This is a genomic window from Hahella sp. CCB-MM4, from assembly GCF_002260525.1.
Lineage (GTDB): Bacteria > Pseudomonadota > Gammaproteobacteria > Pseudomonadales > Oleiphilaceae > Hahella.
Map to the genome: position 1 here is coordinate 409,462 of NZ_MRYI01000002.1, position 18,776 is coordinate 428,237.

The 18,776-nt window shown below is 51.3% G+C and carries 16 protein-coding genes; 7 read left to right on the top strand and 9 right to left on the bottom strand.

What is annotated here, in order from left to right; translation table 11 throughout:
- Positions 1-5 precede the first annotated feature (5 nt).
- The 5 genes from BTA51_RS05410 to BTA51_RS05430 all read right to left on the bottom strand — a co-directional run bounded on the left by BTA51_RS05410 (position 6) and on the right by BTA51_RS05430 (position 6,789).
- Positions 6-452: a universal stress protein gene (locus BTA51_RS05410; RefSeq protein WP_094706399.1), complete on the bottom strand. Its 447-nt coding sequence runs from the start codon at positions 450-452 to the stop codon at positions 6-8.
- 12 nt (positions 453-464) lie between these two features.
- On the bottom strand, positions 465-3,053 hold the full coding sequence (locus BTA51_RS05415) for a TRAP transporter permease (protein WP_094706400.1): 2,589 nt from the start codon (positions 3,051-3,053) through the stop codon (positions 465-467).
- 223 nt (positions 3,054-3,276) lie between these two features.
- Positions 3,277-4,260, bottom strand: a complete 984-nt coding sequence (locus tag BTA51_RS05420; protein ID WP_094706401.1) for a TAXI family TRAP transporter solute-binding subunit — start codon at positions 4,258-4,260, stop codon at positions 3,277-3,279.
- A gap of 322 nt (positions 4,261-4,582) precedes the next feature.
- Complete coding sequence (locus BTA51_RS05425; RefSeq protein ID WP_094706402.1) at positions 4,583-5,434, bottom strand: 3-keto-5-aminohexanoate cleavage protein; 852 nt, start codon at positions 5,432-5,434, stop codon at positions 4,583-4,585.
- Positions 5,434-6,789, bottom strand: coding sequence for an aspartate aminotransferase family protein (locus BTA51_RS05430; protein ID WP_094706403.1), 1,356 nt, complete (start codon positions 6,787-6,789; stop codon positions 5,434-5,436). The genes BTA51_RS05425 and BTA51_RS05430 overlap by 1 nt, the downstream gene beginning before the upstream one ends.
- Positions 6,790-6,919: 130 nt before the next feature.
- On the opposite strand from BTA51_RS05430, the gene gcvA reads away from it, so the two are divergent.
- The 3 genes from gcvA to BTA51_RS05445 all read left to right on the top strand — a co-directional run bounded on the left by gcvA (position 6,920) and on the right by BTA51_RS05445 (position 10,477).
- A complete protein-coding gene (gene gcvA, locus BTA51_RS05435) occupies positions 6,920-7,813 on the top strand; it encodes a transcriptional regulator GcvA (protein WP_168188073.1) in 894 nt (297 codons plus the stop codon).
- 260 nt (positions 7,814-8,073) lie between these two features.
- Positions 8,074-9,669, top strand: coding sequence for a BCCT family transporter (locus BTA51_RS05440; RefSeq protein ID WP_094706405.1), 1,596 nt, complete (start codon positions 8,074-8,076; stop codon positions 9,667-9,669).
- A 262-nt stretch (positions 9,670-9,931) separates the two neighbouring features.
- Entirely contained in the window at positions 9,932-10,477 is a 546-nt protein-coding gene (locus BTA51_RS05445; protein WP_094706406.1) for an HNH endonuclease, read from the top strand.
- Between the two features lie 174 nt (positions 10,478-10,651).
- Here BTA51_RS05445 and BTA51_RS05450 read toward each other — a convergent pair whose 3' ends face one another.
- Positions 10,652-11,575: a hypothetical protein gene (locus tag BTA51_RS05450; protein WP_246840928.1), complete on the bottom strand. Its 924-nt coding sequence runs from the start codon at positions 11,573-11,575 to the stop codon at positions 10,652-10,654.
- A gap of 192 nt (positions 11,576-11,767) precedes the next feature.
- Here BTA51_RS05450 and BTA51_RS05455 point away from each other — a divergent pair, with 192 nt between their 5' ends.
- Entirely contained in the window at positions 11,768-12,718 is a 951-nt protein-coding gene (locus BTA51_RS05455; RefSeq protein WP_094706724.1) for an alpha/beta fold hydrolase, read from the top strand.
- Here the strand turns inward: BTA51_RS05455 and BTA51_RS05460 are convergent, their stop codons facing one another.
- The gene (locus BTA51_RS05460) at positions 12,719-13,042 is read right to left on the bottom strand and encodes a GIY-YIG nuclease family protein (RefSeq protein ID WP_094706407.1); all 324 of its coding nucleotides are present in this window, start codon (positions 13,040-13,042) and stop codon (positions 12,719-12,721) included.
- A gap of 128 nt (positions 13,043-13,170) precedes the next feature.
- On the opposite strand from BTA51_RS05460, the gene BTA51_RS05465 reads away from it, so the two are divergent.
- Positions 13,171-14,355 (top strand): GNAT family N-acetyltransferase, encoded by a 1,185-nt coding sequence (locus BTA51_RS05465; RefSeq protein ID WP_094706408.1) that lies wholly within the window; start codon positions 13,171-13,173, stop codon positions 14,353-14,355.
- A gap of 79 nt (positions 14,356-14,434) precedes the next feature.
- Here the strand turns inward: BTA51_RS05465 and BTA51_RS05470 are convergent, their stop codons facing one another.
- Positions 14,435-15,067, bottom strand: a complete 633-nt coding sequence (locus BTA51_RS05470; protein ID WP_094706409.1) for a DUF6639 family protein — start codon at positions 15,065-15,067, stop codon at positions 14,435-14,437.
- 233 nt (positions 15,068-15,300) lie between these two features.
- Here BTA51_RS05470 and BTA51_RS05475 point away from each other — a divergent pair, with 233 nt between their 5' ends.
- Both BTA51_RS05475 and BTA51_RS05480 read left to right on the top strand, forming a co-directional pair.
- Positions 15,301-16,773: a hypothetical protein gene (locus tag BTA51_RS05475; protein WP_094706410.1), complete on the top strand. Its 1,473-nt coding sequence runs from the start codon at positions 15,301-15,303 to the stop codon at positions 16,771-16,773.
- A gap of 73 nt (positions 16,774-16,846) precedes the next feature.
- Positions 16,847-17,866 (top strand): succinylglutamate desuccinylase/aspartoacylase family protein, encoded by a 1,020-nt coding sequence (locus tag BTA51_RS05480; protein WP_094706411.1) that lies wholly within the window; start codon positions 16,847-16,849, stop codon positions 17,864-17,866.
- Here the strand turns inward: BTA51_RS05480 and BTA51_RS05485 are convergent.
- Positions 17,844-18,746, bottom strand: a complete 903-nt coding sequence (locus BTA51_RS05485) for a LysR family transcriptional regulator (RefSeq protein WP_094706412.1) — start codon at positions 18,744-18,746, stop codon at positions 17,844-17,846. The genes BTA51_RS05480 and BTA51_RS05485 overlap by 23 nt on opposite strands.
- Positions 18,747-18,776: the final 30 nt, after the last annotated feature.

The following is an 18,776-nucleotide window of genomic DNA, read 5'->3' on the forward strand; positions in this document are numbered from 1 at the left end:
CCTCTTTAATTACGTCCATCTCGAGCTTTTACGACCATTACAGGAATTTTGGCACGACCAACTACCTTGTTGGCTATAGAACCCAATACCGCCTTTTCAATCCTGGAATGCTTGTGGCTTGCCATGACAATCAGATCCGCCTTCACTTTATCAGCCATCTTCAGAATCATATCTGCCGGTTTGCCTTCCAGGGTGGAAGCCTTGTAGGTAACACTGTCATCGGTGAAGAAATCTTCAAGAAAGGTCTCCAGGTCCTTTTCCGCCTGCTTGAGAGCTTTGTCAAAAGCATCATCAGGGAAAAATGACCCTACCCAGGGATTCTGATAGCCCGGTACCACATGAACCACATGCAAACAGCCTTTCTTGTCCAACAGTTCTCTGGCGTGGGTTAACGCCAGACTGGAAAAACCGTCTTCACACATATCCACAGGAACAACTATTGATTTGTACATAATTAAGCTCCTTCAGGCTACCGCCGTTGCCGATTTTGCCCGGCGTTGGCGCTGTAACGTGGCGACCAATCCCAATAACAGTACCGCAGGTATAAACATCCATTCTTTCGCAGGACGGTCAGACGCCTGCTGGATACCCACAATTTTCCATCCAAAATCCAACCCGGATTTCTGAGCCTGACTACCGAAAACCACCATGTCCACTTCCCAGTCATTTTCTTCTTCCGTCAGCATCAGCCCCATGGAATTCAGCCTGGCTTCTGCACCATCCAGAGCTTCATTCAGGCTCAGCGACACGGTCTTCGACACCTCGTCGCCGTCCAGAGTGACGCCTTCTACATTCAATTGAATGAATTCACCCGGCTGCAGTTTGTCCACAGTCTGATACAGCTCAGTGGCCGGCAGGGTTTCATAGGGTGGATACAGATAATCCATCCAGAAGCCCGGACGGAACAATGTAAACGCAATCAGCAGCAATGCCAGACTTTCCCAGATTTTACTTTTTACCAGCCAATAACCTTGAGTGGCAGCCGAAAATACCAGCATTGCCATCACCGCACTGACGATGGTCAAAAGTAAATCAAACACAGAGTCGATGCCGATCAGCAACAACTGGGTATTAAACAGGAACATGAAGGGCAGAATCGCCGTCCGGATATCATAGGTGAATCCCTGGATACCGGTTTTAATCGGATCAGACCGTGCTATCGCCGCGGCCGCGAATGCCGCCAGTCCTACCGGTGGTGTGTCATCCGCCAGGATCCCGAAATAGAACACAAACATGTGCACCGCGATCAGTGGCACGATTAGTCCATTTTCCGCCCCCAGGGTGACGATGACCGGAGCCATCAACGTTGATACCACAATATAGTTGGCCGTTGTAGGCAGTCCCATTCCCAGAATGATGCAGATAATCGCTGTGAAAATCAGGATGAGAATCAGACTACCGCCGGAGATGAATTCGACGAATTCCGTCATCATCTGTCCCAGACCGGTCAGGGTAACCGTTCCAACAATAATGCCGGCTGCCGCAGTGGCCACACCAATACCGACCATGTTGCGGGCACCGTTGATCAGACCTTCGACAAAATCATTCCAGCAGTGGGCAAATCTTGAGGTCCAATCGGTCTCGCCCCGAAACCACGCTTTTAACGGGCGATGAGTGAGTACGATAGCAATCAGGAACACGACAGAATAGAACGCCGATTGCTGAGGAGAATAGCGTTTTACGGCCAGCGCCCACAGAAGCACAACGATCGGCAGGGCAAAGTAAAGCCCGGACAGTACCGTTGGGCGAACTTCGGGCAAGTGATCCAGCTCAATACTGTCGTCATCTTCCGCCAGTTCTGGATAACTTGCGGCAATTTTTAACAGCCAGAAATAAGCGGCCACTACTGCCAGGATCATGACAGGGTATGACCAGCCACCTAACATGGACTCCAGGAAAGTACTGCCGTAATACACAATACCTGACAAGGCCAGCAGAATGACTATGTTCATGCTCCAAACCATCATACGCTGGGCAATCGTCGGCTTATTCCGACGCTCAATACCCTGCATATTCAGTTTTACAGCTTCCAGGTGCACGATATAAACCAGTGCGATATAAGAAATAATGGATGGCAGGATGGCGTGTTTTACCACCTCGATATAGGAAATCCCCACATATTCCACCATCAGAAATGCAGCTGCCCCCATGATAGGTGGAGTGAGCTGTCCATTGGTGGAGGCAGCGACCTCTACGGCCCCTGCTTTAGTACCGGGGAAACCGACCCGCTTCATCAAAGGAATGGTAAAGGTACCGGTCGTCACCACATTGGCAATGGATGAGCCGGAAATAATGCCGCTCAATCCGGATGCAACCACCGCAGCCTTGGCAGGGCCTCCGCGCATATGCCCTAACAGCGAGAAAGACGTCTTGATCAGATAGTTCCCTGCTCCGGCCTTATCCAATAAGGCTCCTAGCAGTACAAACAAGAATACAAAGGTTGTGGATACCCCCAACGCGACACCGAATACGCCCTCAGTCGTGATCCACTGGTGTGATGCGACCTTGTTTAGACTGGCTCCCTTATGGGCGATAACGTCCGGCATATACTGGCCGAAGAAGGTAAAGATCAGGAATACAATCGCCACCACCATCAAAGGTGGCCCCAATGCACGTCGAGTAGCCTCAAGCAAAGTAATCATGCCGATCACTGCAATAACAACGTCTGCCAGAATCGGTGCTCCCATACGGTTGGCCAATTCATCCCGGTACACCAGCAGATAGAGGCAGGCAACTGCACCGGCAATGGCATAGGCCCAATCGAAGATCGTCACACGATCATGAGCTGAAGCTTTGCGGGCAGGAAATAAACAGAATGTAAGCAACAATGCAAAGGACAGGTGTATAAACTTTGCCTGATCTTCATTTAAAGTGCCGAAATTGAAAATAAACGGTAATGGCGACGCATACCATAGCTGAAAAGCGGACCAGGCGATCAGCAACCCGATCACCATTTTTCCGACAGGTCCGGTCAGGGTTCTGCTACCCGTCTCAGAGCGTAGCAACTCGTCTACTGCAGAGTTATCTGAAGTATTGGTCGTGGATTCCGACATCCTGGACTCTCCATTAATGATGCCTGCATTGGCACAATAGCCTGACAACACAACGGGGCGTTGATATTGAGGCTATATCGGTCAGGTTAAGGAGACAAGCTTCAATTTCGGGCATAACCACGAAACCTGTTAGCTGGTCAGTGTTGACAATGGCGGTATGAAAGGAATTTCCCTGGCCAGCCGGTCATCAGTATTGACCGGACTTAGCCAGGGTATGCCGGCCTTACATCAGGCCTGCTTCTTTATAGTATTTGATCGCACCAGGGTGCAGAGGAGCAGAAAGACCGTCTTTGATCATTTCTTCTTTCTTGAGATTTGCGAAAGCTGGATGCAGCTTTTTGAAGGTTTCGAAGTTTTCGAATACGGCTTTCACCACTTCGTAGACCACTTTTTCAGGAACCTTGGCGGAAGAAACAAAGGTCGCGCCGACACCGAAGGTCTGGACATCGTTATCGCTGCCGCGATACATGCCACCAGGAATGGTTGCCTTACGGTAGAATGGATTCTCTTTAACCAGCTTATCCACAGCAGGACCGGTAACGTTAACCAGAACGCTGTCACAGGAAGTAGTCGCTTCCTTGATAGATCCGCTTGGGTGGCCGACGGTGTAGATCATGGCATCGATCTTGTTGTCGCAGAGTGCCTTGGACTGTTCAGCAGCTTTCAGCTCTGAGGTCAGGGCAAATGTATCATTGTTCCAGCCCAGCTCACCCATCAATACTTCCATGGTGCCACGCTGACCGGAACCCGGGTTACCGATGTTAACGCGCTTGCCCTTGAGATCTTCAAAGTTCTTGATGCCTGCATCAGCGCGTGCAACAACGGTGAAAGGCTCTGGGTGAACGGAGAATACTGCACGCAGATCCTTGAAAGGACCGGATTCTTCAAATTTGCTGGTACCATTGTATGCGTGATACTGCCAATCGGATTGGGCAACCCCCATATCCAGTTCGCCGGCACGAATGGTATTGATGTTGTAGATAGAGCCACCTGTGCTTTCTACTGAGCAGCGAATTCCGTGCTCTTTACGGGTCTTGTTAACAAGACTACAAATTGCACCACCGGTAGGATAGTAAACGCCGGTGACGCCGCCCGTACCAATAGTAATGAAATCCTGTGCCTGGACAGGCGTGGTCATGGCTGCAACGGTAATTCCGACTCCAGCTACAACTGACTTGATTGCAGTACCCACTGTCTTGATCTTCATTACGTTTCCTCTTGTTTCTTTTTTTATCGACATTGACAAACAAAAGCCCGGCGCACCCATATTACTGAGGCCCGGTCTTCGCTCATGGTCCTTTCTACTGAAAGTAACTGAGAGATAATTCTCTCTCTCGATTCACTTCCAGCCCAGAAACTGCGCAATTTTTGTACAGATTTTTTCCCTTTCACATCAATATAGTCCATAGCGAAGCGGTTCACACTAAGTATCGACCACTAGTGACAGTCACTTATAGAAATCTATAGAAAATTAGGCCTATGACCAAAGTCGTATAAAAAATGACTCTTAGTTGGAACGTTATGAAACTCTATTTCAACAGACGGTGCCTGGCCTCCAATGCATTCAGAATAGGACGATTCAGCTGCCGTGCAATGCCTGCAACCTGTTGAACAAGCGCCGCATTATCGGGCGCAGTATCTCCGTGATTAAGGAGCAGATTATTCTCAAACCCGACTCGTACATCACCTCCCATCGCCAGCGCCCCCATACAAACCGGGTACTCAAGCGCCCCGAATCCGCAGACCGCCCAGGGAGTATCATCGCAATGGGCAGCCAGCATGGTGGCAAGATCAGCAGGACTTCCCTGCCCCCGGCGCCCAATGACAAATAGCAGGTGATGTCCGGTAGATGGAATAAACCCTGACATTTTCAGTTGATGATACCGCTGCACATCATGGACGTCGTATAAGATATATTGAGGCAAGATACCGGATTCACTCACCCAGGCCAGAAACTCCCCCACTCCCTGTATGTCACGATCCCCCTGCATGGACTTTCCCTCTCCTTCGGAAACAGGTAGTAGCTCAGCTATGGCAAGACTGACAGCATCGGGGATCACTTTTCGGACCGAAGCCATCTGCTGGGCCGGCGTATATTGCCCCACCGCTTCAGTGGTCATCTGAATAATCAAATTATCCCCCACAGTGTCCTTCACCCGATCGATAAACCGGCGATTCAGATCAGGATCAAGAGAATGGCGTCCTTCATCATCCCTCGCATGCATATGGATCATTGCAGCACCAGCCTCTTGGCAGAGAGCGGCACATTCCGCCATGTCATCCGGCGACAAAGGTAAGCGGCCGTGGTCATCCCGCCCTCTACGTGCGCCGTTGGGAGCTACGATGATCAATGCCGGTGGTAACGTGGGATCTACAGTCATCAGACAGCCTCCTGGTATAGCATGGGTTGTATCGCCTGAGAGGCTCGGTCAACAGCGACGTATAACTTGTCGACCAACTCTTCGAGCTGGGAGGTATTCAAAATAAATGGAGGGGCAAGCAGCACATGGTGACCCAAGCGGCCGTCGATCGTGCCCGCCATGGGATAACACATCAGCCCCTCCTCCAAGGCGAACGCCTTAATCAGTTTATGCATCAGAGTGGTTTCCGGCAGGGGGGCTTTGGTGATTCTGTCTCTGACCATCTCAAGACCAATAAACAAGCCGCGTCCCCGAATGTCTCCCACCAGAGGGTGAGACCCGAAGCGCTCATGCAGCAATGGGAATAGCTGGCCACTCAAGCCATTAACCTGCTCCAGCAAACCATCCTCACGAATGACTTTCTGAACCGCCAAAGCAGCAGCACAAGCCGTCGGATGCCCCATATAGGTGTGGCCATTCTGGAAATATCCGGTCCCTTCGGCGATGGCATCGTATATCCCATCGCTTACCATCAGCGCCCCAATCGGCTGATAACCGGCTCCCAAACCTTTTGCGATGGCGATCATATCGGGAACAACATCATCCTGCTCGCAGGCAAACAGAGTACCCGTACGTCCCATCCCGCACATGACTTCGTCCAGTATCAAAAGGATGTCATGCTGACGGCAAATTTCTCCAACCCTTTTGAAATATCCGGGGACGGCAGGAACCGCACCGGCGGTTGCGCCCACCACGGGTTCAGCCACAAAAGCGAGAATGTTCTCCGCTCCCTGCTCGGCAATCACACTCGACAGTTCTTCAGCGACTCTCTGACCATATTCCCATTCAGATTCGTCATTCCAGCGGTCGCGATATGCATAGCAGGGAGCAATCAGATTGGCGGGGGCCATCAACGGTTCATATGGTGCACGCCGCCACTGGTTGCCACCCACCCCAAGCGCTCCAAGCGTATTCCCGTGGTAGCTCTGGCGACGGGCGATAAAGTAACGCTTACTGCTTTGTCCCTTTTCCAAAAAGTATTGTCTTGCCAGTTTGAGCGCCGCTTCCATGGACTCGGATCCCCCACTGGTGAAGTACACGTGATTCAAATGTCCTGGAGCACTCTCTGCCAGCAGATCCGCCAACTCTTCTGCCGCAGCATTGGTAAAAAAGCCAGTGTGAGCAAAAGGAATCGCCTCTATTTGTTGTTTGATTGCCGCCAGCACCCGAGGGTGACTATGTCCCAGGCTGGAAACGGCAGCCCCGCCACAACCGTCCAGATACTGTTTACCCGTACTATCCACGATATATGGCCCCTGGCCGGACACAGCGACTGGCAGCGGGGAACGGCATTGACGGTGAAACACATGAGACATGAGAAAAGCTCCTGGCGATAGACAAGCCTGTTGAATGACGCCATTTAAAGCGGTTCACTTTTTGTACGCAACGGAGTAATACGCTATCCTCATGAGAATTTCTCATGCCACAATCCCAATCAGGCCTCTCATGCCCCGACGTCTACCACCGCTCAATGCTGTTAAAGCCTTTGAAGCTGCCGCACGCCACCTCAGTTTTACCAAAGCGGCAGAGGAACTTAGCGTGACCCAGGGCGCCATCAGCAAACAGATCAAAATCCTGGAATCCTTTCTGGACACTCCTTTGTTTGAGCGACATGCCGGCGGAATTGCTCTCACTGAAGCCGGCCACCAGTATCTCCCGGTAGTGGCAGGAGTCTTCGACACCCTTTCCCATGCCACCCGCAATCTGAAGGAGCAGGTTGATGCCAGTGAGCCTTTATTGCTAAATGTCATACCGTCCCTTGCCAGTATCTGGCTCCTACCCCGGCTGAAGTATTTCTACGAGCGCCATCCAAACATTCAGGTTGATATTGTCACTGGAGACGGGCAGATGAACTTTGCCAATTCCAATGCCGACGTCGCCATTCGTTGCCTGCATAGGGATCGTGCACCTACCCAGGCAGAGCAAATTTTGCAGGAGCGTTTGATGGTCGTGGCCGCCCCCACGCTGCTGGCAGAAAAACCGGTGAAGACACCGGCTGACCTATTAAGTCACCGATTACTACCTCACAGCACCCGGCCAGGCCAATGGACCCGGGTTCTGGAAAACTTCGATGTAAACCCCGAACTCGGCAATTACGGAGCAGGATGGGAACATTTCTTCATGACCCTTCAGGCGGTCAAGGCAGGTTTAGGTATCGGCCTGGTACCTGATTTCCTGGCAGAGGAAACCATTCGCAGTGGAGAACTGGTGAACGTACTCGGGGTTACCATAAAAAGTGACTACGAATACTATTGGCTGTGTCCAGGCTATAAATCCGGGCTCCATAAAGTCCATGTATTTCATCGCTGGCTTTTGGAAAATCTGCGTTCGTATAGTTAATAGGAGAATCAATTGGAGGTTCAAAACAGCCCTGAGCGGCCGCTCTAAAACCTGAGACAATTTTACTTTGAACTCTACACAGTCTCCTTTCTCTATTTTTCTTCTACACTCTAATTTTTGATCATCTTCATGTAGAATCAATAAAATAGACAAGTCATCGGCTTGTTACAGGCGAAACATTCCTGACCTGCATTATTTTCAACACTAATTGAAGTCAGGCGTGTGAGATCGCCACTAAACAAGAATCAACAGGAGCCCCTATGAATCATACAGACTCATCCCGGCCGGTCGATCCAGATTACGATACCGACTATGAGGTAGGCCAGGATAACGTACAGATGATGGGCATGGATCTTCATAATCCGGTCTTTTTCATTAGTGCAATTCTTATCCTGATATTTGTCATCGGAACCCTGCTATTCCCAGCAGAAGCCAAAGAGGCACTAGTCGGTGCCAGAGGATGGTCGATCGATCGTTTTGACTGGCTGTTTATGATCGGTGGCAATATCTTCGTTATTTTCTGCTTGGCAATCATTGTGTTGCCGGTCGGAAAAATCCGTCTGGGCGGAAAAGATGCCAAACCTGAGTTCTCCACTATCTCCTGGTTTGCCATGTTGTTCGCTGCAGGAATGGGAATTGGCCTCATGTTCTGGAGTGTCGCCGAGCCCATTGCCTATTACACCGACTGGTATGGCACACCACTAAATGCGGAGGCACATACCCAGGCCGGCGCCAGAGCTGCCATGGGTGCCACCATGTATCACTGGGGTCTTCACCCTTGGGCAATTTACGGCGTAGTGGCACTAGCCCTGGCGTTCTTTTCCTATAATAAGGATCTTCCTCTTACCATCAGATCCGCTTTCTTTCCCTTGTTCGGGGACCGGGTATGGGGCCATCTGGGTAATCTGATCGATGTACTGGCCGTACTGGCCACTATCTTCGGCCTGGCGACCTCACTTGGCCTTGGCGCTCAACAGGCGGCCAGCGGTCTGCATTTCCTGTTTGATTTACCCAACACCATCAACACTCAGGTGGCCATCATTATCGGGGTCACCTCGGTGGCAATATTCTCTGTGGTGCGAGGACTTGATGGTGGCGTTAAACTCCTCAGTAACATCAATATGATTCTGGCGGCAGCTCTGCTGCTATTCATCATATTTGCCGGGCCAACCCTGTCCATTTTATCCACTGTCGGCATGACTCTTGGTTCCTATGTGGAAAACATTATCCCCCTGAGCAACTGGGTCGGACGTGAAGACCAGACCTGGTTCCATGGCTGGACTGTGTTTTACTGGGCCTGGTGGATTTCCTGGTCGCCATTTGTCGGTATGTTCATCGCACGCGTATCCAAAGGCCGCACCGTACGTGAATTCATGACTGCGGTACTGCTGGTTCCCACCCTCGTAACATTAATCTGGATGGCAGCATTCGGCGGATCTGCCCTTGATCAGGCCCAGGCAGGCGTTGGCGCACTGAGTGAAGGTATTTCAGAAGTTTCCCTGGCGATGTTCCAAATGCTTGAAAATCTGCCCCTGACATCTATCACCTCATTCCTCGGTATCACCTTGGTTCTGGTGTTTTTTGTCACCTCCTCAGACTCTGGCTCACTGGTCATTGACAGCATCACCGCAGGTGGTAAAACCGACGCCCCGGTTCCTCAGCGTATTTTCTGGGCAACCCTGGAAGGTTTGATCGCAGGAGCGTTGCTGTTCGGTGGCGGAGCTGAAGCCCTTACGGCATTGCAGGCCGGCGCTATCGCTACGGGTCTGCCATTCACCGTGGTGCTGATCCTGATGTGCGTCAGCCTCTACAAGGGACTCAATTCAGAGTACAAACTTCACCACAAAAATAAGTGACAGTTAATCCGTAACTTACCAATATGCCGAAGGCCAGCAATTGCTGGCCTTTTTTATGCTTATTTAAACCTTCTGATGGTCCGGGATGAGGAAAAAAACGTAGAAAAAATGTTCAACTTGTAATACAACTGTCAAAGGAACTGGTTTTTATAGTGGCTGAATGCCGTTTCAATAGGCGGCTGATAGTAATCGTCACTCCAGTGACTTTGGGTTTGCTGAATATTCATCAGCCCAAATATTTTACCCTTTAGAGAGGTGACTGATGTACCCAATGGTGCTCAAGATAACACCCTCGGGCTTGCCACAGTGTTGGCTGGACGTTTACTCCGCGGTAACAGAACTTGTTTGTGAAAGAGTTCTTTACAGCTTTGGTGATGTCTGTGCCACTTTTCATGGTGGTTATAATAACGAAGGTGTTCAATCGACTATCGACGTCCCACAAATCCTTGTAGGCCGCCAGAACCCGCGAGAGCTACGCTCCACTCCCCCCCTAATGAATAAATACCTGTTTTCCAGGGATGGATACCGTTGCATGTATTGCGGTGACCAGTTTCCGCAATATCTTCTCAGCCGGGATCATATCCTCCCGATCAGCAAGGGTGGACGGGATATCTGGACCAATGTGGTTACCGCCTGCAAGCGCTGCAACAGCCACAAAGGAAACAAACTTCTGTCAGATTGTGGAATGGAATTACTGGCCGTGCCTTATACACCTAACCGCTATGAATATTTGTATCTGGCGAATCGCCGCATCCTTGCAGACCAAATGGAATTTCTAAAGAAAGGATTTAGAAACCTGGTGACCTGAAAATCTGAAGCCATAACATACAAGGCCCACACCGCCTCTCGACCATACAGACCAAAGCGTCTGCGGTTTCCTTCCCCCAAAATTCAGCCCCTCCCCATAACGGTTTTCTTTACCATTATTTGGCAGTCGGCAGACTCACATGTTCAATGAATGGCTATATAGCCACAATTAGACTTAACGCTTCCCCTGAGCGGAACTTTGGCAGTAATTGGCTCCACCGGCCAGCAGATGCTTCAGGGCTTGCGGGGCAGCAAATGAAGACCCCTTGAGTAATGACCAGGGCCGCTCCGGATAATCCATCCTTTCGGGCGAGTAACCGGTCAGACAACTGATCGGAACCTCTGCACAGTTATCACCGTCCAGATCGTATCCCACGGGCACCCCGGCACCGTCCCGGACCAATACGGGTTGGTAGACAGCCCTGGCTCGGGCTGACACAAATACGTTTTCCGAAATAAAGTGCTGCAATCCTTCTTCGCTGGCACCTACCGTTATCACCCCTGATGCGAAGGAGTAAGTATTTACCATTCCGCTCCCCCCATTACCGGCGATGGTGAACACGTTCACACCGGTTTCAGCGATATCCTCAAGCAATCTGATGATCTGGTAGCTCAGGTTCCAGGTCTCCTGATCAAGCCCCCACTGACGGACCTGTTCCTTGTAATCGGCTGCATGGGCAACCTGAAGTGGTTTTTCAAACGCACTGGCCAGGGTGGAAGACTCCCAGGACAGCACTAGCGCGTGAATAGGCTCGCCCCAGAATACATGCTTACGGACTTCTTTAAGCTGACGCAGTATTTCCTGTTGGGGTGGTTGCCCCTGCAGCATGACATAGCGCCGCACCTGAATACCGGGCGCGGAGGCAAAAAGACTGACAATATCGCCATGGTAAAGCGGCTCACGATCCTGGTCCCGATCAAGATCCACCAATCCATATAGCCATCTCTGAGTCTTTCTTTCCCCGGCGTCCTTATAAAAGTCATCGCCGGGATAAAAACGATCGACAACTGCCACTTGATAGCTGGCCTGGTTTTCCGTCTCCGGCATCAGACAAGCGGACAATGACAGTGAAAGTCCCAAAATCAGTGACAATGCCATAGCCACCTCAAAATATTTCAATACTGTCATATTTGAATGTAGTCGAAATCGGCTATTTTTTGCGCAGATGTCACAAAAGATTCATACATCCCCCAGGCTTCGTCCTGACAAACGGCGGATTGTCAGGACCTGACGGTTTTTGCTTAAATGCACAGATATCGTTCATCAACTATCACAATTGAAGTAGAGATTATGCCCAGCGCCAGGATTCTTACTGCTACCCTGCTTATCTCGATCTGCCTGCTGCAAGGCTGCTCGGAGGCCCGCCAGAAGCTTTACGTCATGGCGATGGACTACGAACGCGACCAGGCCGGCTTGGAACAAAAATCGGTTGTCGTCAACGGACGTGAAACCGCCTATTACGAGAGCAACGCAGCCCCCCAGGCTGAAACCATAGTGCTTCTGCACGGTTTTGCCGCCAACAAAGAAAACTGGCTTCGTTTTTCGCGCTATCTGACTCCGCAGTACCATATCCTGGCTCCGGATCTGCCGGGGCATGGCGACAGCACCAAGGACATGAATCTGTCCTACCATATCGAGGATCAGGTGCGTTACCTGGATGAATTGATGACGACATTGGGAGTTTCACAATTCCATCTGGTCGGTAATTCCATGGGAGGCGCTATCAGTTCCCTCTATGCGGCACGGCATCCCGACAAGATCACGACTCTGTCCCTGTTTGATCCTGCCGGGATCTACGATCACGAGAGTGAATTCGCCAAGTTGCTGAAGGAAGGAGAGAATCCTCTGATCGTTGAAAATGAAGAGGATTTTGAACAACTCATGAATTTTGCCATGGAAGAACCACCCTTTGTACCATGGCCGATCACCACTGTGATCGCAGAGCGCTCCATTGCAAACAAAGCCATCAACGAGAAAATCTTCGGGGAATTGCTGGAGGACTTTGCTCAACTCGACTTCAAACAACAGATCAGAACCATCTCCGCCCCGACCTTTATTCTCTGGGGTGAGCAGGACCGGGTTATTGCCTGGCAGAATGCCGAACAATTTACCAGCCTGATCCCCAACTCCCGCAAGCTTATTCTTCCCCATGTCGGGCACGCGCCAATGATTGAGGAACCGGAGAAGTCTGCCGAAATCCTGAAGACCTTTATTGAGACGACCAAGGCCTCCCGGAGTTGATCATCCGCCTTCCGAAGGATTAGAGGCAATTAATGCCAGTTTCTGGGGCCGGTTCAATTTCTTGATAGCAGCTTCCCGACGGGAGGCTGCGCTGCGGTCATCCGCCGACTCGATATATAGAACTTTCAGCGGGCGTCGGCCACGAAAGTAGCGCGCCCCCAGTCCCGACTGGTGCTGCACAAACCGACGCTCCACATCGGTTGTGATCCCGGTATAGATTGACTGGTCATCTGCCAGAATCATATACACCCACCAGGCGGACTTCGCTGGTTTGCTCTGGCACGATGTTATAGGGTTTTCTTCTGTCACCGAGCGTGACTTCATGTAGAATTTTCCAGATTACGGGAAGGAAAAACGGCGGATGAGCCCGTATCCTGTGACAACCCAGAGCAATTTTCAAGCGTCCGGTCGTCGGTAACCCGGCATACAGGCGGAGATATTCTGATAATCATATGGAAACACTAGCGGCAGACAGGTTGAAGGTCACATTCTGTGATGACCTGAGTAAAATCAGTCCTTCAGACTGGAATCAGCTTAATTCCGGGAATAATCCTTTCTGTCGCCATGAATTCCTGAGTGCACTGGAGTCCTCTGGCAGCGTTGGTGACAGCAGCGGCTGGAAACCCCGGCATCTGCTGATACACGACGAGCAGGATAACCTGGTCGCGGCTGTTCCCACTTACCTGAAAAGCCATTCCTATGGTGAATACGTTTTTGATTGGGCCTGGGCAGATGCTTATCACCGTCATGGCCTGGAATATTATCCAAAGCTACTGTCGGCCATACCCTTTACTCCCTCCGTTGGCCCACGTATTCTGCTCAGAAAAGGCGTCCCCCTAGAACCGGTTGGTCATGCAATTCTGCAGGCAATAGGGGAAGAACTCTCTGATAAAGGGCTATCCGGCTGGCATTTCCTGTTTCCTGATCCCCAAAGCCAGTCATTGGCAGATATCCCCTCCCACTTACTAAGCCGACAGGGTACCCAGTTTCACTGGTTTAACCGTGGCTACGAAAGCTTTGATGCTTTTATGAATCAATTGACCTCCCGCAAACGAAAAAATATCCGCAAAGAAAGACGAAAAGTCGAAGAGGCCGGGGTCACCATGAGGTGGTATGAAGGCACTGACATTACCGATCAGGTTCTCCAGGATTTTTATCTTTTCTACCGGATGACCTACCTGAAACGCGGTCAAACGCCCTACCTGAAGCCCGACTTTTTCACCACCATCCGCAACACGATGCCGGAACAGATGCTGATTTTGCTCGCTGAATACTCGGGGAGACCGGTTGCGGGCTCGTTGTTCTTTAAGGACCAAACGACCCTATACGGTCGCTACTGGGGCTGCGTGGAAGAATTCGACCAGCTTCATTTTGAATGTTGTTACTACCAGGGCATCGACCACGCCATCGCACACAACCTTCAGGTTTTCGATGCCGGGGCACAGGGAGAGCATAAAATACTCCGGGGATTCGAACCCATTGCCACATACTCTTTACACTGGATTCAACATCCGCAATTCAGGCGTGCCATTGCTGACTACCTCGAGCAGGAAAAAGAAGGCGTTGAGGCCTACATGGCCGATGCCGGCACGATCCTCCCTTACCGAAAGACAGAACCCTCCCCAAAAGACGAGTAGCGGGAACAAGTAGTGGAAAAGATAACGGAAAGGTAAGGGAAAAATTTAGGAGAAAAAGCAGGGGCCACTTGTCCGTTTTTCAGGGAGCATATACGTAAAACCATTTGTTATTGAGCAGAATCTGGATAAACGCTTTGGGGTCATCCATCTTTGTGAAGTGAAGATACGACTTCACGGCAAACTTATCAGGTGCCATGGCCATGTACACCTCGCTGATGGCGTCCCCGGATTCCCACCCACCAACATCTGCCTTGAGAATAATTTTCTGACGCCGCTCGGGCGGTAAAACCGCCAATTGCGTTACATGGGCCAGATATTCCTGCGCTGCATTCGAGAGCCGGGCATTGGGACTGTTCTGATGGAACACCGCATGCGCTATTTCGTGGGCCACAGCACCACGATAGTGCACCTGGTCGAAGGCCTGACCGTACATGGCCGGTACGGATTCCATGCTGGTGATCGCTTTCAGAGACATCAGGCTGACAACACTGCTCCCCCGGTCGTAGCTGCCAAAAGCAACGTAGCCGTAATGCTCCAGGGAATGATTCACCAACTTGATCGAAATATCTTTTTTGGGAACCAACCCATAACCCGCCAAATATCCCAATGCGCCAGCGGCGGCTGAACATATCTCCTTAAAGTTCGCCGGTTGCTCGGATTCGACAATCACCGGTACATCAGCACATGAGTACACCTGCCCTAATGTGGACATACTGAGACACATCATGGTTAGCAATGCCCCAAGTCGGGATATCGCGGATACAGGTAACGATTCAGGTAACAATGTGGCACCATCTTGCGAGTAGTCTGGCCTGAAAAGTGAATACGTGTTCGAAAGGACTTCAGATGCAACAGTAGACTTCTCAAATTTTGCAGGTTGTGCCTTAATGAAGTAGAAGCGCTGTTTTGCATAGATAAAATCAAGGGCTGTTGACGGAGACGGGCATGGGACAGTCAATTGAAAAAACCCAGTTTACTGAGCAGGACTTCGCCAAATTCCGCGACCGGCTCGATAATGAACTGTCTCAATTAAGAAAACTGCTGAATACCCCCGGCTTTGGCGTGGGACAGCCAAGTTTTGGAGCAGAACTGGAGCTTTACGCCATTAATGAACAGGCGCACCCGGTATGCTGCAACAAAGCCATACTGGCGGAATTCAATCATCCGCAGCTAACGCTGGAACTGAACAAATTTAACCTGGAATATAACCTTGCACCGGTCGCTGCTGCTGGAGCCCCCTTTTCCACCCTGCAGACAGAAATGGAGACCATGCTGCAACGACTTGGCACAGTGGCGGCCAACCACCATGCCAGCATTCTTCCAATCGGTATCCTCCCGACCCTGAAAACCGCGGATATCGGCCTGCATGCGATGACCGATGAACCACGCTACCACGTACTGGCCAAAGCCCTGCGGGACAAGCGGGGAAGCGACTTCCATATCCGTATTGCCGGCATTGAAAAACTCAACCTGCATTGGAGCGACGTGACACTGGAGGGAGCCAATACCTCATTCCAGTTTCATTATCGGGTCGACCCGGTAGACTTCCGTGATGCCTTTAACGCCGCCCAACTGGTCACACCTCTGGGCTTAGCCCTCGCAGCCAACTCTCCGGTATTTCTGGGCAAAAAGTTATGGCACGAAACCAGGGTCGCCTTGTTCAAGCAGTCCATCGATTGTCGAATGGAAGACCCACTCTCCATGCGCCTGCCGGCAAGAGTCCTGTTTGGTCACGGGTGGGTCAGAGAAGATGTTCACGAGTTGTTCTCAGAATCCATTTATCTGTTTGAGCCCCTCTTCCCCTTCTGCGATGAAGAGCCACTCGACGCCATGCCGCCAAAATTGTCTGGGTTAAGGCTACACCAGGGAAGTATCTGGTGCTGGAACCGGCCGATCTATGACCCCTCAGCCGGAGGCCACCTACGCATAGAACTAAGGTCCCTCCCCGCCGGTCCGACACCGACCGACATGCTTTCTACCTCCGCGGTGCTGATCGGCCTGATTGAAGCTATCAGGCCTTTTATCAACAGTATTCTGCCCGGTATACCGTTTCGTTACGCCGAACATAATTTTTACCGTGCAGCCAAAGACGGGCTCAATGCCCACCTATTCTGGCCAAACATTGATGCCAACAAACTGGAAGAACGTCCGGTTGTGGATATCCTGGAAGAATTGCTCCCTCTGGCGGCAACCGGGCTCAAGAACCTCAAGGTATCCGCCAATGAAATCTCCCATTACCTGGGCGTTGCCGAACAGACTTTGGAACAGCGTCAGAACGGCGCAATCTGGCAACTGGAAGGCATTCGGGTATTAGAGAGCAGGCTGGGCCTGGATAACGGCCTGATCGAACTGGTCAAGCAGTACCAGGAAAATTACCTCAGGGGGACGCCGGTTAGCCACTGGCCAAAGGTGAAGTAACAAGTGTATGTTAAGAGGCAAATGAAGTATTAACTGCCACCAATTTAGTGGCATCAAAAATGTCACAGTAGATATGGATCTTCAAATCATTGAACAGATTGATTCCCAGGCACTGCAGGGCTCGGTTGAGCAATTCCTTGAGTATCTGGGCCATCCCACGATCATCCGGCTAAAAGGCAAAAATCGCCGTCGACGCCGCATGTTATGTACTCTTTTGCATGGCAACGAGCCCTCGGGGCTTCAGGCAATTTACCATTTCCTGCAACAGGGACTGGAACCCGCTGTGGATATCGACATAGCGATCGCATCGGTTCAAACGGCACTGACAGAGCCACGCTTTTCCTACCGAATGCTACCCGGAAAGCGGGACCTGAACCGCTGCTTCCAACCTCCGTTTAATGGTGATGAAGGCCTCCTGGCAAATAATATCCTGGAGTTCATCAGGGAGACCCGTCCTGAATGTCTGATTGATCTGCACAACACCTCAGGAAGCGGGCCCGCATTTGCCGTAGCAGTGCTCAGGGACGAAAACCACCTGGCTCTCACCTCACTCTGGACGAATGACCTGATTGTCACGGACCTTCGTCTGGGCGCTTTGATGGAAATCAGTGAGCAGAATGTTCCAACCGTCACCATCGAATGCGGCGGAGCCAATGACCGGCCTTCATTGCTGATAGCCAAGGAAGGTCTGCAGCGCTACTTCCAGAATGAGGAGGTTTTAGCTAAACCTCAGGAGAACTATGCCGTCACCTGTTATCGGAATCCTGTCAGGCTGGAACTCAAACCGGGGTTTCAGGTTGCCTACACGGATGATAAATACTGTGATGCCGACATCACCCTGAGTGTCGACGCAGACCGCCTCAACTATGGCTCCCTCCCCCCGGATGAGCCGATCGCACGGCTGGGCCCGGAGGGCCTGCGGGCGCTACAGGCCAATAACCATCTGGGAGAGGATGTACTGGAAAAGCATTTCTGTTGTCGGGACCAGAAACTGTATGCCAGGCATACCCTCAAGTTGTTTATGGTGACGACCAACAAAAATATTGCTGAGAAGGATTGCCTGCTCTACTTCATCGAAGGAGGCCTGGAATAGACGCCCCTTCCTGCCAACGCTCGGCAATATAATCGATCAGGGCTCTGACAGCCGGTTGCTGGTAACTACGAGACAGGTATACCGCCCAAATCGCCGCCCCCATGGTGGAATATTGGGACAGCACCTGCACCAGCTTGCGCTGTTTCAGGTGAGGACCGGCAATATCTAGCGGCAGTAAGGCCACTCCCATTCCTTCCAGAGCCGCTTTGAGCAGTACATTCGCATCATTGGCGTCAAGGTTTCCGGCAACGGAAATTTCCTGAATATTACCGTCCACCACAAAGCTCCATATCCGGGCATCGAGGTGGGTCAGACAATTATGATCCTTTAACTCGGAGGGATGTGTCGGCATTCCTGAGCGCGCCAGATACTCAGGGGAAGCGCACACAACAGAATCCACCTGCAACAACCGCCGTGCGATCAGGTTTTCATCCGGCTGGTGGATGTATCGCAGCGCCACGTCGACTCGTTCGTCCACAAGCTGTGCGATACGGTCTGACAGCAAAAGCTGGATTCTGACTTTCGGATGCAAATGAGCAAAGGTCTTAATCACATCAAACAGCAGGTTTTGCCCGAGCCCGATCGGCGCAGCCACCCGAATATTACCGACCAGTTCTGTATGCAGCACCTGAGCCTGACTCTCCAAAGCGGCTGTAGCATTGAGAATCTGTTCACACAGTGGCAGGGCTTCAGCGCCGGGCTGTGTCAGGCTGACTCTCCGAGTGGTACGATGTAGCAACCGGAGCTTTAGCCAGTCTTCCACCTCGCTGACATGGCGGGACACCTTAATTCTGCTGTAACCGAGGTTATCCGCGGCGGTGGTAAAACTACCGGTCTTCGCCACCTCCACAAAACTGCGGATCGCTTCGATTTTATCCATAATTGTTTCACTATTTGATACAAACAAGTT

Bases quoted from the DNA above. Each gene is read 5' to 3' on its own strand.
- BTA51_RS05410 (WP_094706399.1), bottom strand. From the start codon at position 452: ATGTACAAATCAATAGTTGTTCCTGTGGATATGTGTGAAGACGGTTTT.
- BTA51_RS05425 (WP_094706402.1), bottom strand. From the start codon at position 5,434: ATGACTGTAGATCCCACGTTACCACCGGCATTGATCATCGTAGCTCCC.
- BTA51_RS05415 (WP_094706400.1), bottom strand. From the start codon at position 3,053: ATGTCGGAATCCACGACCAATACTTCAGATAACTCTGCAGTAGACGAG.
- BTA51_RS05455 (WP_094706724.1), top strand. From the start codon at position 11,768: ATGCCCAGCGCCAGGATTCTTACTGCTACCCTGCTTATCTCGATCTGC.
- BTA51_RS05465 (WP_094706408.1), top strand. From the start codon at position 13,171: ATGGAAACACTAGCGGCAGACAGGTTGAAGGTCACATTCTGTGATGAC.
- BTA51_RS05430 (WP_094706403.1), bottom strand. From the start codon at position 6,789: ATGTCTCATGTGTTTCACCGTCAATGCCGTTCCCCGCTGCCAGTCGCT.
- BTA51_RS05475 (WP_094706410.1), top strand. From the start codon at position 15,301: ATGGGACAGTCAATTGAAAAAACCCAGTTTACTGAGCAGGACTTCGCC.
- BTA51_RS05460 (WP_094706407.1), bottom strand. From the start codon at position 13,042: ATGAAGTCACGCTCGGTGACAGAAGAAAACCCTATAACATCGTGCCAG.
- BTA51_RS05450 (WP_246840928.1), bottom strand. From the start codon at position 11,575: ATGGCATTGTCACTGATTTTGGGACTTTCACTGTCATTGTCCGCTTGT.
- BTA51_RS05470 (WP_094706409.1), bottom strand. From the start codon at position 15,067: ATGTCCACATTAGGGCAGGTGTACTCATGTGCTGATGTACCGGTGATT.
- BTA51_RS05485 (WP_094706412.1), bottom strand. From the start codon at position 18,746: ATGGATAAAATCGAAGCGATCCGCAGTTTTGTGGAGGTGGCGAAGACC.
- gcvA (WP_168188073.1), top strand. From the start codon at position 6,920: ATGCCCCGACGTCTACCACCGCTCAATGCTGTTAAAGCCTTTGAAGCT.
- BTA51_RS05445 (WP_094706406.1), top strand. From the start codon at position 9,932: ATGTACCCAATGGTGCTCAAGATAACACCCTCGGGCTTGCCACAGTGT.
- BTA51_RS05480 (WP_094706411.1), top strand. From the start codon at position 16,847: ATGGATCTTCAAATCATTGAACAGATTGATTCCCAGGCACTGCAGGGC.
- BTA51_RS05440 (WP_094706405.1), top strand. From the start codon at position 8,074: ATGAATCATACAGACTCATCCCGGCCGGTCGATCCAGATTACGATACC.
- BTA51_RS05420 (WP_094706401.1), bottom strand. From the start codon at position 4,260: ATGAAGATCAAGACAGTGGGTACTGCAATCAAGTCAGTTGTAGCTGGA.